Raw genomic sequence first — 15,357 nt, forward strand, 5'->3', positions numbered from 1 at the left:
CACCCCATTCGATTGATAGTGCTACCATATAACAGGAGGGGTTAATTGAAAAAATAGGAATTCCACCATTTCGATTCATCTTCCCGCAATAGAACGGGCTATCATCAAATTCCTGCATGATTTCATAGTTTCTCTTGACGATATGGCATTTTGAGCTTAAGATAACATTCCCCTAAAATCCTCTATTAAGGCAATAAAAAAAGCCGTAACAGCCTGCCTTTCGGCAAACCATTCCAGCCCCACGCAACGCCTTTCATTAAGCAATCGGAATATAAATGTCCAGCTCTGACCGCACATTCTCCGGTCCAATAAACCGCTCATCGTATCGTTCAAAATCATAGCCTTTGACAGGCTCAAGCCCGTGCAGCGGTAGCCATTTGCTATAGATTAATTCATACGTCTCCCCCAATTGTGCAACGCTGCCTTTATGCGTAAATACCGCATAGCGCTGCGCCGGAACAATCACCTTGGCCATGCCCTCGGGAATCCGCTCACTGTGCGACTCGTAACCCGCCACATACGTAAACTCCTCTTGCTCGCCAGGTTCGCAAATCCCATAAGAGACCGCTGGTTGCAGCTTGCCTTCGATTTCATGCTCACGCGGAATAAATCGCTGCCATAGGCCAGGGATATCCCCTTCGCCCGATTTGCTGTTCCATGCCATGCCCAGTACAGTAAAAGCTTCATTCACTACAATTGTCGGTTTCATTGGAATGCCTCCAGTAAACGCCATATACTCGACCATTCGTTGAATCGCTACGAGCTGCTCTTGCCGGGCTGCGATTTCGCTTTGAATGCCGTCCGCTCGATCCCGAAGCAACCTTGAAATCTTATTCACGTCATCCAAGGTGCCATCGCGCTTCAGCTCCTGAATCGCTTCAATGCCTAGCCCCATCGAGCGAAGGAACACAATGCGCCGCAGCTCCGGCAATTGATCTGGTGCGTACAGGCGATACTGGTTTTCCTCCCCAATCCGGGCGGGCGTGAACAATCCAATGGCATCATAATGCCGAAGCGTCTTCGGCGTTACGCCGAATAATCGTGCAAGAAGCCCAACGGTAAGCAAATCGAATGCTCCCTTCAAAAGCAGTTTATTGGTCTGTGATTTCATCCTACAACGTTACCCTTGGGGCAAGGTCAATGGCTATTTGTGATCATGGCATTATAGCCGAAAGGATAGAGAAATCACTTAAATCCTGATACTATAAAACTATATTATTCCATGTTAATAGGCATAGGGAGGAATTAAGTTGTCCTTTATTAAAAAAGCTAGATTTAAAACTGCTATTATCGTTGCCATTATGCTTACGCTTATTGCAGCGCCTCTCGCACAAGCAGCAGGCATTTCGCTAAATGTGGATGGCCGTGCGGTACAGAGTACCGTGAAGCCAATTGTGCATAACGGCACGATGCTCGTATCCGTTAATGACATTGTGAGCGCATTTGGAGCCAAATACCAGTGGACAGCCGCAACGCGCTCCCTCTCGGTAACACGGGAAGACACGACAGTTAAATTCGTGTTGGATGCGCCAACTGCCACTGTCCTGCTCGGTCCAGAGAGCAAGAAGGTGACGCTGGACCATCCTGCACAATCCATTAATAATCGCGTGATGGTTCCGCTTCGATTCATGGCTAGCCTATACGGCGCCAAAGTAAAGTGGAATCAAGAGCTTCAAACCGTCCTGATTACGCTAGCAGACAAAGGCGTTCCAGGCGATAAAGGTGACACCGGTGCTACGGGACCAAAAGGCGATAAAGGCGACACTGGCGCTAGCGGATCAACGGGCGCTACTGGCGCAGCAGGTTCGACCGGCGCTGCCGGTCCGGCAGGCCCAGCTGGTGCCGTTGAACCAGCTGGCGCTACTGGTGCGGCTGGTGCGGCTGGTCCTGCGGGTCCAGCCGGTGCTGTTGGTCCTGAAGGTCCTGCAGGCGCTGTTGGTCCGGCTGGTCCGGCTGGCGCTATCGGTCCTGCGGGTCCAACTGGTGCTGTTGGCCCTGAAGGCCCTGCGGGTGCTATTGGCCCTGAAGGTCCCGCTGGTGCAGCTGGTCCGGCTGGACCAACCGGCGCTGTCGGTCCTGAAGGCCCTGCGGGTGCTATTGGCCCAGCCGGCCCTACCGGTGCTGCCGGTCCAGCGGGTCCAGCTGGACCAACCGGGGCGACGGGACCCCAAGGTCCGGCAGGCCCAGCAGGCACGAACTATGCTGACGAAGGCTTCTCAGCCAAATTGTCCAACTTAACTGCTGCAACTTCAACATCGATATACGGATGGGACGCAGCCTCCCCTTACTACGCTGGATTATCGTTTAATGCTGTAACAGGAACCTACACGGCTCCTTCTACAGGCAAATATACAATTAAAGCAACAATTCCGTATAAAACGACAAGTGCAATATCCGTTTCACTCGGAGCTGGCGTTGATCCTTATTTTGCTGTTAAGCGGAACGCTACAGATTTGATCAGCGCACCTTTGCCGATATTCAACGTTAATGTCGCGTTGGTTCTCACGTTACGAACGATACTTGGCAGCTCTACGGTCACGTTGGACGGCGATGCAATCTTAAACGCTGGGGATATTCTAACTTTGGATTATGTAGCCGACGGCTTAACCATTCCACTGGATTTGGGCGCTGGCGGTGTTGGCATCGTATGGTCGGTTCATAAGATTGCAGATTAACGGGCATAATTGATGTAAGCAAAACAAAAACAGAGCACGGCGAACGCTCGCTGTGCTCTGTTTTTGCATTATTTTAGTTAAAATTATATTGCTTAAATTGAAGCTTAACGTCTTCATCTTCCATATCGCCAAACCAATCCGAATGAATCCATAAGGGGATTCCAATCATTTGCTCCAGCTTTCCTATAGCTTCTTCACATCCTTCAATTGCAAGGAATTCATTCAGTTCTGCAGCATGCTGATGCCCTAATATGTTCACCAAAATGCTTATATCCGCCCCATCCTCCCTCAGGCCATAGTCTTCGCGAGTTAGGTCCGAACACCAGATCTGGCCAGTTTGTTGGCTGCCGTTCAAGTATATGTTCATTTCAAATACATCATCGTCAAAATAAGAAATCGTTAGGATTGGCGAGCTGATATGATGGGATAGTTTTTCGCCAAAGGCTTCTGCTGTTCCCCAGCCGAACCCATCATTCAGGATTGTCGTCCAGTTTGGCTGCATTTGGGCTAAATAGTAATGGTTCCCGCTAAAGCCTTTAGCCCCGCAACAACATCCTCTAGTTTTTCCGTCCATACATGAACGTTACCGAATTTAGTACCCATTGCGCTCGCCCCCGCTTGTCCAATTCAACAATTTATTTTAACATGGATATAATTCACAATTATACTATTAATATTAATAAACTATTTTCCCTTATAGGAGTATACAATGAATCGACATACACGTATGGGCAAAATCATTTTACTAACCCTCACATTATTCACGCTAGCTTTCAGCACGCCAAGCAACTATCAACTAACCAACTTAGCAACAGGCTTTAAAATTGAGATTAAAGACATCGGCTATCGTGTGCAGAACACCTACTTGCCTCCTGGCCAAGGGAACTGGACCGCTTATGGGCTATTTGGCGATCAGTCCGCTCATGATTTATTTTTCTTTAATTCCCAAACCAGAACGGCAAAAAGAATTACGATAAGCCAACCCCTTGAAGGTCTCGACTCTTTAAACGCCGGTTTTATAAAGCCTGTCGGCTTCCTCTCTGAGGATACCTTTATCTACACATCCGCCCACACGGTCTCCGGTAACGTTATTTACAGCATTATGAGCTTTAACATACCGAGTGGCAAGGAAACCTTATTGTTCGATGATGTACTCAAAAGTATTTTTTATCACCACGGGCCGATATGGCTGAACAAGAATAAAGATGTTCTCATGGTGGCTGCTGATTCGGGCGAAATCGCGCATTATGACTTGAAGAAACGAACATCCTACGTTCTCAGCAAGAAGTTCCGTGCAGATTGGCCTTATGATGCCATTACAGTCTCAAATACAGGCAACTATTTTGAAGCGTGGTCCATTTACGATCTCAACGGCAACGTCGTTAACACCGTCCATAACAACAATCCGAATGTTACACAGCCCCAGAGTAACTTCAAACGTGCCGAATTCGGGCCAGAAGACCGATACGTCGCCCGTTCCTATACTTATGATGACAATGACAAGCATGCCCTTGACCCTGATTCTGCCGAATATGACTGGAGCTTTGCCTCCCAAGCGGTCGATATTGAGAAAGTAACGGGAGAGCTTGTTCGCCGAATCCAAACTAAACCAGGATCGAACCAGTATGTCGAGCTAACGAGTTGGGTTTCCCCGGATAAAATCGTATTACATTACTTCAAGTTCAAGCATCTAGCCGATTCCGGCCCCGAGATCATAAGCTCAAGCTATGCACAATATGATGTTAAAACAGGCAAATCCACCAGTATTGCTGCACCACCGGAACCCGTGTACAGTGATGAAGCAACATTCACGCTTCGCAAAGAATGGAAAATCAATATTCGGCAAGATTATCGCCAGGATTACAAATCCGGCAAAGTCATTCGAAATCATGCCATTATCGAATATATCCGGCTCGCTACTTCCGGTGTACATTAATTCTTTGAATAATAAAATTCCAATTTACCCCTCGTTTGAGGTGCATATTGGCTGATCACAAACGTTATTTAACGACAGGGGCTCTTGTATCCCCTGTTGTTTTGTGTTTTAATAAGAAAAATAATGCTACATATTGTATCGGAGGTTGGCGAATGTCATCTTATTCAGCTAATTCAGTAGCGGCGATTAGCAACTTGCAGCGTGATACACCTAAAGAACAATTACAGCCAAATGCATTAATTAACATTTTTGTCCCTGCATTCATTCTCTTTATGATGTTCCTGTCCCCGCTTGTCCTGAATAAAAATGTTTATTATGCGTTCGAAATCCTGATCGCGTTCATAGTGCTATCGCAAAGCTACCGTACTCTATCAATTAGGGCGGCAGGCCTCATTCTGGCGATGATAACATCGTTCGCCGTATATACCCAGCTAAACACCGTTTATCACATCAATAAAGTTTTAGTATTAAATATGGCAACTGTAGCGATGTTTATTGGCGTATTTGTTCTTAATTACATCTTGGTCAAAGCGTATCTCATGAGAAATAGCCTCAGCAGAAACGTAAATTTGCTCAAGTTTGTCGGGATCCTCTTCAACATCATTTCAATCTATTGCATATTCGAATATTTGATTAAATTCAATCCTGTATTCAGCCAATTTTTTAACACGGACTATCACAGGTATTACAGCATTAAACGCGGATATGAACTATATCGTGTTTCCGGCCCCATGCAGCATCCTATCGTAATGGGCAACTTCCTGATCATTGGAGCGTTGCTTAACTATTATTTATTTAATCAACTTAGAAAAAACCTCTACGCTTTATTCATGCTTGTTAATGTTACAGCTCTGTTTTTAACTTTTTCACGCAGCAGTTACATCGCATTAGGTGCCGGGATTCTCACTTATCTCTTATTCACAGCACGCAACAAGGATAATAAAGAGAAGTTAAAAATTCCTATGCCGCGAGCAATTGCGATAATCTTTGCCATCCCTATTATTTTACTGATTATGATGAGCGTCAACACGGGGGATAGCTCGCTGTGGAGCACAATCATTAATCGGTTCTCTAACGCAGAAGGTACAGCATCTGTCGAGCAAAGGTCCGGTGGCATCCAATACGTACTTGGCCTGATGCTTCATTCCAACCTGCTTAATCTTCTGATCGGACACGGCTATGGCATGATATCTTGGAACATGCGCCAGGATGGGACATCCATCGTCCTGAATAACTTCTACATCATCGACAACCAGTACTTCACATTTTTCTATGAGTTCGGAATCGCGGGGATGATTATCCTCTTTGCGGGGATTGTTCACATTATCAGGCGGTCATTTAAAAACCTGAGCACAGGCAATGCCAACATCATCAAGTTCACAGCAGCTTCATTCGTTGCAATTATGGTAAACATTATTTTTTACGAAGGTGCGTATTGGACCAGTATCGCCTTCTTGCTGTCGTTTATATTAGCCCTGAATACGTATGCTATTTCGAAAGAGGCTGCTGTGAAGTAAGGATCAGCCCTAACGGATGCATCCGCTAGCCCCACTGGTAAAAGTCTAAAACATACACCTTATTTTCGATTTCAAAATAGAGCTGCTCCCAGTCAAACTCATTTTTCTCGTCAATCTCTGTTACCATACGATAAACCGTAGCTTCCCTATCCCCTATAAATGCCTCCAACCATTCGATGAGCTGGTTGCTTACTCGATTAGTTTCTTTATCATATTCAGCTGGGGTTGAGGGGATTTCATTGCCTTGCTCGTCCAAATAGGTGACCTTCACCTCAAACTTCTGTTTCCCCCATTGGTTGCATAGTTACTTCAACGTCCCTACAAACCCCGTCCCCGCCTCATATTCGCCCTCTTCCATCTGCGGGTCCACGGTCCATTCCTTTGCGATTAGCAGCACGTCTTCCTCACTTGGCAAATGTGGTTCTTCCACGTCCAGGCCCGTGAAGATCATGTGGTAATCGTGTTCTTCCTTGCTAATCGCGCCCTCATTGATAAACGTCTCGCCTAGACATCCGTATACGCGAACAAGCTTGCCGTTCACTGACTTCGCCCAAGCATGGTAATCGACCACCCGATGGGTTCCAAAATAATAAGCTTCACCGAACCGATTGCTCAATTCGTCAATCAACGTTAGCGGACTCGGCGATTCTGCCCCGGTTATATCCGGCATCAACGCATTAATGACTAACGTCCACCCTTGGATCGGCGGGGAGACAAAATAATGCCCTTCATACGCTGCATCGACTCCCGTGCTCCAATTCGCAATCTCCAGCTCTTGCAGCTGTATTGCTTCAACCACCGCTTGGGTATCGCCCGTCGTAACGGCAAGCCACTGGCATTTGTACCCGAATGGAACCGGGTAGTCTGGCGTGGCATCAACGGATACCTTTTTTCTTGCTGGCTTATCGATCTTGATCGGCTCTGGCTCCAATCCCTTGCTCGGTTCCGCTCGTCTTAGGAAGTAAGACAAAAGCAATGCTACAAGAATAACGGCAGCGACCACGTATTGTGTTTTCATATGCTGCTTCTACGCCCCTTCTCCGTCTAGTCGACCAATAGATTGCCTCTGAACCGCTCTGGGAAATCTTCGGCTGTTAATTGGATGTTTTCATCGAAGCCGCTAAGTATTCCTGCTAGTGATTCGTTCACTTGTTGCAAGCTGATTGGTTGCGAGCGCTTTTCATACACATTTCTGAGAAAACTAAAAAATTGATGATACTTACTAGACAATAATTTATTATTTCCTATTTTATCCTCATTCGTTATACACACCTGAATAAAAGGATGATTGCTATTGTAGAAAGGTCTATCATAATGAATCGTATCTACGACTTCGAACAATAACTGGTTATTTATTGGCATTGCGATGCCATAAGGGATAGGACCTCTATCTTGCACATGCTCGGTCACGGAAATGACCAACAAATTGTTCAGCTCCCCGTGCAACGCAAAAGAGTAGTTTGTTTCATCGAATAAATTATAATAAAATCGGCAAAGGTCGCCATTTTCAATAAACATAACAGGCATTCCTGTATGCGCGGCAGCCATTGCTGCACGCTCATTAGATTTACTTTCCCCACCCATATAAATGAAATTTGGATGCGCCGACAGAAACTCTTCCAGCTTCATACAGATGGCACTATTGCCTACATAAGCTCTAATATAAAAATGTTGTTGAATGCATTGTTCCAGGGACTTGTAAGGAAAGCTATAATAATCAATGTAATTGGCAACAAATTGAGCAGTCGCCGCATACGGTTGCAAAGATTCAAGCTGTTGAAGATCGTTAGCGAACTTCTTAAATATAGCCGCCTCGAACTCCGAAATAATCGTGTTTAGTTCGTCATCCAAAAAATCATTTCGGCCTATGCTTATTTTTAGATTGGTTTTAATATTGATGCTGCATAGCATGATTTTAAAAAGCTTGCTACCTTTTCTCATAGATCGATAAGGACGATTCGATACTTTGACGCCTTTCTGGCAGATTAGCGTTCCGCCTTCATAAGAAGAGGGCGTGCGAAGTATCTCATGTAGATAAAACGGCCGATAACCAGGAGCACGATCAATGCGTTCAACAATGATACCGCAGGTTCCTTCGAACTGCTCATTATCAATATGGCTTTCCAACAGAAACAGATCCTTAACTTTATCCCGGTAAATATAATCCACTTCATGCATCAATTCCGCCTGAAGATCCAAGCTGAATGACTCCCTAGCAATTACTTCACTCGTATCCCCACTAACCACCTTAATAGGAATATCAACAAACCTGAAATGATCCCTAATTTTCGCAATAAGCGTGTCCCCGTTTATTTCTCTCAGCACGTCTTCCTTCAAATGCAACGTTAACGCCGTTCCTTCAGCCATATTCCATTGACTCTCGTCGTAGAAGTAAAAGTACGAATATAAGTTTTTGTGCCCTTTAAAGCATAGCCGCTGCCCTTCCTTGGTCTTCGTTTCAACCGAGAAGCTGTCACACAGCATGAAGTAAGAGAACACCCCGATGCCGAACTGTCCGATAGAATCGATCTCGAAATCCTTATAGTAAGACTTACATAGCTTTGAAAAATAGTTTTGAACGATATACTCGTCCATTCCTCGGCCGTTATCGATAATGACAATTTCCTTATCCGTGAGCCTTACTTCGATCTCAGGCGCGTACGCTGGTTCCTTCGCTTTTCTTAACTGGCAGGCGTCGATCGCATTCTGTATCGCTTCTCTAATCGCATCATACTTGTCCCCGTAGATGTTTTTGCCCATGAACGTTTCGGCGATCCCGTTATAGTCAATCGAAAAACCCCATTTTTGGCTAAAAGGCGTCTTGATCTGCTCCTCAATAAAATGAATGCTGAATCTATACTGGGAGCTGCGCTTTCGCACCTTCGCAATCATTTGGTCCATCTGATGCTTCGTTTCTTGGATATGGCGGTTCAGCGAGATATAAATTAATTGGTTGTCGCATTGGCCTTCGAATACGATCCGGTCTTCATGTGTAATTTTGCCGTAGATGCCATACTGGATTTCTTCCCATAGCTTCTTGCTCTCCTTATGCTCCTCCATCCCCCGGTAATGCTGCAGCAAATAATTCGCATTCAGGTTTTCCACATCGAGCCTGTCGGCTATGTTCAATAATGTATAGAGGTATGGGATGCACACTTTGGTTCTGCCGCCACGATAGTCGTACTCGAAATTATTGTCTGCGTAAACATCGCGATCTTTCGTCTCCCCTGCCACTAATGCAATAGCTTCCTTCCAGGAAGGATCAAGCTTTAGCGCCTCCCAATGGCCAAGAATATAGTCATAAGTGAAATAGGCATGATGGTCTCTGGCGTATTCCTCTAGTGTCTTATTCGCATGGTTTTGCCCGCTATCCCCGTGCGCCTTGAACCGTTGTTCGATATCCTCATTGGGCCTGCATACGCCGATATCATGAAGATAAGCAGCGGAAGCAAGCACGTACAATTCCACCTCGTTCAAATCATCGAGCATGAGTTGATCCAGCACCTTATCGCCTAACAGCCGGGATACGCTTACAGAATGCTCCTTGTTGTGGAACGAGTAGAGGATAAAGTTTGCGCTGTATGTATTAAATATTCGACTCGCCACTTGCTTCGTTTCTTGCAGCTTATGAAACAAAGCTTCGTTCTTCTCCTTGAGCCTTCTTTCCAGCAAACCCGTGTCGCAAAACTGCAGTGCCGCTTTTTCTCTCTCGACGAGCAATTTCTCGAAGCTTTTCAAATCCAATATGGGCTTTAATTCGAAAAACATCGATTTGATTTCAGGGTTCGTTTCAATTAAAGGATTAAGTGTGTCGGGATATATTGTCTCGAATGATATCTTGTCCAATGCGTCGAAAACACTGTTTTTTACATCATCCCAAACGATGGACGATAGGCCTTTGTTTTTCGCAATGGCTTCAGCCGCCCAGATCTTAATAGTATCCTTGTCATAAGACTGTTTCGTAAGGGAATTGATCAAATTCAATGCATTCTCGCTAAAACCGTAGGACACGGCGATTTTATACGAAAAATCGTTCACATCCGGGAGCAGCGCTGGGTCGAGCAAAGAATGAAGCACGAACTTCACGATCTCCCTGCCGATCTCGGAAACATCGATATTCGTTTTATATCGTTTGCATTGGATGAGCCCAACCGTCTTGCCGCCGCGCAGTAACAAACAATCCCTGCCTCGCTCGCCGACGCCCTGCATTAACTGAATTTCATCATAGGCGCCAGTCGGGCGCTTCTGGAGCTCAGCCTGATAGAGGCAGAAGGCGAGACGTTCAAAATCCCGTGGCTGCAGCTCGCAGAACGGGTAGCCGATTTGATTTTCAAACGCTAATGGCTTATTTGCGAATTGAGCATTTTCCGTTTGTATTTCCGCCGCATCCAATGGACGTTCGTATATAGATACTTGATGCTCACACATTAATTTCACCTATTTTTCGTTAGTTATTTGATAAATTATCCTATTAATAAATATCCATATTATTAATATATATCCTGAAAGTCGGAATGAACAAGATAGGTCTACTGCGTGAATCATGCTAAATCTCATGGCATATACACCTGCGCTATTCGCACTTCTGCACGCTATCTGGCGGGATAGGGCAGGGTTTTCTACCCTATTCGCACTCCCGCACGCTATCCGGCGGGATAGGGCAGTTGTTCTACCCTATTCGCACTCCCGCACGCTGGCCGCACTCCCAGCCCACTTGTCTAATTTGGTCATAGACGCGCCTCACACCCATCGGCTAATCTATACATGCGGGAGGTCGAAGTGCCTATGTATAAAGCAATTATCGTGGACGATGAAGCCGTCGTTCGCGTTGGACTTAAAAATACGATTGATTGGAACGAGCACGGCTTCGAGCTGATCGGGGACTATGCCAACGGCAGAGATGCCTGGGAAGCGGTGGAGCAGCAGAAGCCGGATCTCGTCATTTCCGATATAAGCATGCCTTTCATGGATGGGCTGGAGCTTGCCGGATTGATAGCTGGGAGCTTCCCTTATATCAAAGTGATTATTCTAACGGGTTACGATGAATTCGATTACGCGCAGCAAGCGCTGCGGCTCAAAGTGTCAGATTTTATTTTGAAACCGGTTACCGCGCGGGAGATTCGCCAGCTCTTGGACAAGGTTCGCGGTGAAATGGACGAGGAGCGGCAGCGCCACGAAAACCTCAGCAGCCTGCAGGACCAACTAAAGCAAAGCGTGCCTCTGCTGAGGGAACGGTTCTTGGAGCGGCTTGTCGCGGTCGGCCTTAGCAAAATCGAGATTGAGGACCGCTTCGCCTATTTCGGCTTGCCCCCTCTGGCTACGCATTCACTGGTCATGGCCATCGATATCGACGATTTCGGCGACCGGGAGCTGCTTTCGTATGAGCATGACGTCGAGTTTCTTCGTTTTGCAGCTTTTAATATTTTCGAAGAAATCGCTGAGAAAGAGAACGCCATCCTCTTCCGCACGCGCGAAGAACGAATGGTTGCCATCGTGACCGCCCACGCCGCCGACGGCGACGAAAGCCTCCTGTACGAGACAGCTTTTCGCCTTGCGGAGGATGTGCGCCATCAGATCGAGAAGTACTTGAAATTCACGGTGACGATCGGCATCGGCCGTATCAGCCTATCGCCCGACATGCTGCCCGCTTCCTTCAAAAGCGCACTGTCGGCGCTCGACTACCGGTTCCTCTTCGGCAAAAATCGCGTGCTTAGCATCCTCGACCTTGAGGGCAAGCCTGAGCTGGCTTCGCCGCCAAGCTTGAACTGGGACCGCAGCCTCGTATCTGCCGTCAAATCAGGGTCGTTCGAGGAAGCGCAGCAGCTCATCGAACAAGGAATCAGCGAGCTGAAGAAGGCGCTTGTGCCCATCGGCACCTGCCTCCTCCAGATGCAGAAGGTCACCCTTTCGCTAATGAACGCGATTCAGGAGGTCATTCCCGCTGGTCGGGAAACATCCCTCGACAGCCAGATGATGCTGATGGATGTGTATCGTTTCAAGACGCTAGATGAAATTGAAGGCTGGCTCAAGCAGGCCGTCCACGCTGTGATGGCTGAAATCGCGGATAACCGTAACCATTTTACAAATTCGCAAGTGCGCCGCGCGGTCGAATACATCGAGACGAATTATGCCAATGACAAAATGTCACTTCAAGAAATCTGCCGCCACGTACTGATGAGCACCAGCTACTTCAGCCTTGTGTTTAAGCAGCATACCGGGGAGACGTTCATTGAATACCTAACCGGTGTACGGATCGCCAAAGCGAAGGATTTGCTCCAGACGACCAGCTTGAAGTTTTACGAAATCGCCGAGCGCGTCGGTTACGGCGACCCGAACTATTTCAGCATCTTATTCAAGAAACATGCCGGCATGACGCCGAAAGACTACAGGGAGAACAAAGGGAGCGGATTATAGCATGAGCAGAGACCGCGTGCGCTACCCCCTATTTCCGCTCAAAAGCATCCAGTCGAGCATTTCGTTCGCGTTCTCCTGCCTGATTCTCGTCGCAATTGTCTCGACCAGCTTAATCAGCTACCAATTGTCCGTACGGGCGGTCGAGAAGAACGCGCAGGGCTACATCGAGGAAATCATTAAGCAGGTGAACACCAACATCCAATCGTACGTCGACAACATGGAGAACATCTCGTTGCTCGCCATGACGAACAAGGATGTGAAGTATTACATTTCCGATAACAACTTTATTGGCCCGGAAGGGCTACGGACGTATGAGAAACGGATTTCCGACCTGTTCCAGGCGATTCTCTATACACGCAAAGACATCGCGAACATTATGGTGTTCGGCTACAACGGGCGTTTCGTGTCGGACAGGCGGATCACGCCGCTGAATCCGAACGCCAAGCTGAAGGAGCAATCCTGGTATGCCGATGCGCGGGCGGCTGGCGGCAAGTCCGTCATCTCCGCGCCCCATGTGCAGAACATCATCAAGAACGAATACCGCTGGGTCGTCTCCTTAAGCCGGGAGCTGAAGAGTACGGATGGCATTACCGCCGAAGGCGTTTTTCTCGTCGACCTGAATCTCAATGTTATCAACGATCTAGCAAGCAACATTAATATGGGGCAAAAAGGGTATGTGTTCATCGTCGACGACAAAGGGAACATCGTCTACCATCCTCAGCAACAGCTCATTAACAGTAACTTACGGACAGAGCTAATTCCGGAAGTGACGGCGGCGGCCAGCGGAACGTCCTTTATCGCCGATGGCGAGGAAGGCAAGCGCATCTACTCCGTTCAGAACACGAGCTTTGGCTGGAAAATCGTCGGGGTCGCGTACACGGATGAGCTGATCGCGAGCAAAGCGTCTTTGCGCAACTCGATTTTGCTATATGCGTTATGCGGGCTTGCCGTCTCGCTGGTCATCTCCATCTGGCTCTCGCATCGTTTCTCGAAGCCAATCAAGGATTTGCAGGCGGACATGAAGCTCGTTGAGCGGGGCAACTTCGACATTCAGACCGAGATTGGGCAGATGAACGAAATCGGGCAGCTCGGCCGCACCTTCAACATGATGGTGGGCAGAATCAAGACGCTCATGCAGGAAATCATCCAGAACCAAGAAACGAAGCGCAAGAGCGAGCTGCAGCTGCTGCAAGCGCAGATTAACCCGCATTTCCTCTACAATACGCTCGATTCCATCGTCTGGATGGCTGAGCAGAAGCAGCACGAGGAAGTCGTCCTCATGACATCGGCGCTAGCCAAGTTATTTCGGGCAAGCATCACAAAGGACAAGGAGCTTATTCCGATTCGGGTTGAGGCGGAGCATATTAAAAACTATTTGCTCATTCAGAAGATGCGCTACGACAGCCAGCTCGATTATGAGATTGATTTTGCAGATGAAATCATGGGGCATAAGACACTCAAAATCCTGCTGCAGCCATTTGTGGAAAACGCCATCTATCATGGCATCCGCCACAATGCGGAGAAGGGCTTCATAACCGTGCGCGGCAGAAAGCATAGCGACCATATCGCATTCGAGGTCGAGGATAACGGCCAGGGCATGTCGCCCGAGCAATTGCATCGCCTGCTGCTGCCGTACGAGGAAGATAACCGCAACAAGGGAATTGGCGTACGCAATGTGAATGAGCGCATCCAGCTTTATTTTGGGCATGAATACAGCGTTCATATCCGCAGCGAGCTTGAGGCTGGCACTTGCGTGACGATCCGAATTCCCATTCTTGATTAAAGGAAGAAGCCTATGCGCAAGCATCGTTTTATGATTTTGCTCGTATTGTTCCTCGTTACCGCAGCAGTTTATGCTAGTTTTTCCCTCAACCTGTTCGACGTGTCCGACCATCGGAATCGAACGGTAACCGTCGTGCTCAAGACGCAGAACGTCCGCTCCGATTATTGGCAGACAGCCAATATGGGTGCCCAGACGGCGGCCAAGGAGCTTGGCGTCCGGCTTGATGTGCAAGGCCCGCTGCAGGAGACGGACGCGGATGCCCAAATTCTAGCCTTGCGGGAAGCGATCGACCGTAAACCGGATGCCATCGTGGTCGCTCCAATCGAGGACGCCAGAATGCCTGCTGTGCTCGAAGACGTAACCGAAGCTGGCATTAAGCTCGTCGTCATGGATACGCCACTTGCACTCAAGCCTATGCCCGTTGTCGTATCCAGCAACCATGAACAAGCTGGGCGATTAGCCGGGGAGGCGATTGCAGGCTTAACGAAGGGCAAGCCGACGGTCGCCATCTTCCGCGATTCGCCGGATTCCCTCGTTTCCGCGAAGCGGTACGAAGGCATCTACCAAGCGCTGCGGCCTTATGCGGACAGCGTGTTCGGCAGCTACTACTGTGGCGATTCGGAGGAAAAAGCGTATGAGACTGCAATATCACTGCTTCAGCTCAATCCAGAGGTTAACGCGTTCATCACACTGAACGAGGCGGCCACGCTTGGCGTCGCCAAAGCGCTCAAAGAAGTGGACACGGCGGGCAATCATAAGCTAATCGGCTTCGATAGCTCGCTCTACGAAATTCAGTTGCTTGATGAAGGGACAGTAAGCGCTCTTGTCGTTCAGAAGCCGTTCAATCTCGGTTACTTAGGCGTCAAGACGGCCATGATGCTCGTCGGCGGCAACAAGGCAGAGAAGGCAACCTACATCGATTCAACCGTCGTGACGCGCGAAAACATGAGCCTGCCGGAAAACCAGAAGCTGCTGTTCCCGTTCACCGTCATTGAGTAGCCATTGCAGATGGACCCATTTCTTTGCTGGGAG

The 15,357-nt window shown here is 47.9% G+C and carries 11 protein-coding genes; 6 read left to right on the forward strand and 5 right to left on the reverse strand.

The genetic code is table 11. The features are described 5' to 3' along the window. Window positions 1–256: 256 nt before the first annotated feature. A complete protein-coding gene (locus GON22_RS16795) occupies window positions 257–1,111 on the reverse strand; it encodes a MerR family transcriptional regulator (protein ID WP_160397259.1) in 855 nt (284 codons plus the stop codon). Window positions 1,112–1,250: 139 nt separating this feature from the next. Here GON22_RS16795 and GON22_RS16800 point away from each other — a divergent pair, with 139 nt between their 5' ends. After that, on the forward strand, window positions 1,251–2,675 hold the full coding sequence (locus GON22_RS16800) for a stalk domain-containing protein (RefSeq protein WP_237179210.1): 1,425 nt from the start codon (window positions 1,251–1,253) through the stop codon (window positions 2,673–2,675). A 73-nt stretch (window positions 2,676–2,748) separates the two neighbouring features. On the opposite strand, the gene GON22_RS16805 is transcribed toward GON22_RS16800, so the two are convergent. Beyond that, window positions 2,749–3,177: a hypothetical protein gene (locus tag GON22_RS16805; RefSeq protein ID WP_160397260.1), complete on the reverse strand. Its 429-nt coding sequence runs from the start codon at window positions 3,175–3,177 to the stop codon at window positions 2,749–2,751. Between the two features lie 207 nt (window positions 3,178–3,384). Here GON22_RS16805 and GON22_RS16810 point away from each other — a divergent pair, with 207 nt between their 5' ends. Continuing rightward, entirely contained in the window at window positions 3,385–4,611 is a 1,227-nt protein-coding gene (locus GON22_RS16810) for a hypothetical protein (RefSeq protein ID WP_160397261.1), read from the forward strand. Between the two features lie 152 nt (window positions 4,612–4,763). Beyond that, window positions 4,764–6,128 (forward strand): O-antigen ligase family protein, encoded by a 1,365-nt coding sequence (locus GON22_RS16815; RefSeq protein WP_160397262.1) that lies wholly within the window; start codon window positions 4,764–4,766, stop codon window positions 6,126–6,128. A gap of 25 nt (window positions 6,129–6,153) precedes the next feature. Here the strand turns inward: GON22_RS16815 and GON22_RS16820 are convergent, their stop codons facing one another. Genes GON22_RS16820 through GON22_RS16830 form a run of 3 tightly spaced genes read right to left on the reverse strand, consistent with a single transcriptional unit; the run spans window position 6,154 to window position 10,556 of the window. Further along, on the reverse strand, window positions 6,154–6,384 hold the full coding sequence (locus GON22_RS16820) for a hypothetical protein (protein ID WP_160397263.1): 231 nt from the start codon (window positions 6,382–6,384) through the stop codon (window positions 6,154–6,156). A 48-nt stretch (window positions 6,385–6,432) separates the two neighbouring features. Further along, complete coding sequence (locus GON22_RS16825; protein ID WP_160397264.1) at window positions 6,433–7,146, reverse strand: hypothetical protein; 714 nt, start codon at window positions 7,144–7,146, stop codon at window positions 6,433–6,435. A gap of 26 nt (window positions 7,147–7,172) precedes the next feature. After that, window positions 7,173–10,556 (reverse strand): HD domain-containing protein, encoded by a 3,384-nt coding sequence (locus tag GON22_RS16830; RefSeq protein ID WP_160397265.1) that lies wholly within the window; start codon window positions 10,554–10,556, stop codon window positions 7,173–7,175. A 357-nt stretch (window positions 10,557–10,913) separates the two neighbouring features. On the opposite strand from GON22_RS16830, the gene GON22_RS16835 reads away from it, so the two are divergent. Genes GON22_RS16835 through GON22_RS16845 form a run of 3 tightly spaced genes read left to right on the forward strand, consistent with a single transcriptional unit; the run spans window position 10,914 to window position 15,324 of the window. Next, the gene (locus GON22_RS16835; protein ID WP_160397266.1) at window positions 10,914–12,542 is read left to right on the forward strand and encodes a response regulator transcription factor; all 1,629 of its coding nucleotides are present in this window, start codon (window positions 10,914–10,916) and stop codon (window positions 12,540–12,542) included. A gap of 1 nt (window position 12,543) precedes the next feature. Then, a complete protein-coding gene (locus tag GON22_RS16840; protein ID WP_160397267.1) occupies window positions 12,544–14,325 on the forward strand; it encodes a cache domain-containing sensor histidine kinase in 1,782 nt (593 codons plus the stop codon). Window positions 14,326–14,337: 12 nt separating this feature from the next. Next, window positions 14,338–15,324 carry a substrate-binding domain-containing protein gene (locus GON22_RS16845; protein ID WP_160397268.1) on the forward strand — a complete coding sequence of 329 codons (987 nt, stop codon included), beginning with the start codon at window positions 14,338–14,340 and terminating at the stop codon, window positions 15,322–15,324. Window positions 15,325–15,357: the final 33 nt, after the last annotated feature.

Source organism: Paenibacillus sp. MMS18-CY102 (assembly GCF_009789195.1).
In the GTDB taxonomy this organism is placed as follows: domain Bacteria; phylum Bacillota; class Bacilli; order Paenibacillales; family Paenibacillaceae; genus Paenibacillus_T.

Bases quoted from the DNA above. Each gene is read 5' to 3' on its own strand.
- GON22_RS16840 (WP_160397267.1), top strand. From the start codon at position 12,544: ATGAGCAGAGACCGCGTGCGCTACCCCCTATTTCCGCTCAAAAGCATC.
- GON22_RS16835 (WP_160397266.1), top strand. From the start codon at position 10,914: ATGTATAAAGCAATTATCGTGGACGATGAAGCCGTCGTTCGCGTTGGA.
- GON22_RS16830 (WP_160397265.1), bottom strand. From the start codon at position 10,556: ATGTGTGAGCATCAAGTATCTATATACGAACGTCCATTGGATGCGGCG.
- GON22_RS16810 (WP_160397261.1), top strand. From the start codon at position 3,385: ATGAATCGACATACACGTATGGGCAAAATCATTTTACTAACCCTCACA.
- GON22_RS16815 (WP_160397262.1), top strand. From the start codon at position 4,764: ATGTCATCTTATTCAGCTAATTCAGTAGCGGCGATTAGCAACTTGCAG.
- GON22_RS16845 (WP_160397268.1), top strand. From the start codon at position 14,338: ATGCGCAAGCATCGTTTTATGATTTTGCTCGTATTGTTCCTCGTTACC.
- GON22_RS16805 (WP_160397260.1), bottom strand. From the start codon at position 3,177: ATGCAGCCAAACTGGACGACAATCCTGAATGATGGGTTCGGCTGGGGA.
- GON22_RS16795 (WP_160397259.1), bottom strand. From the start codon at position 1,111: ATGAAATCACAGACCAATAAACTGCTTTTGAAGGGAGCATTCGATTTG.
- GON22_RS16825 (WP_160397264.1), bottom strand. From the start codon at position 7,146: ATGAAAACACAATACGTGGTCGCTGCCGTTATTCTTGTAGCATTGCTT.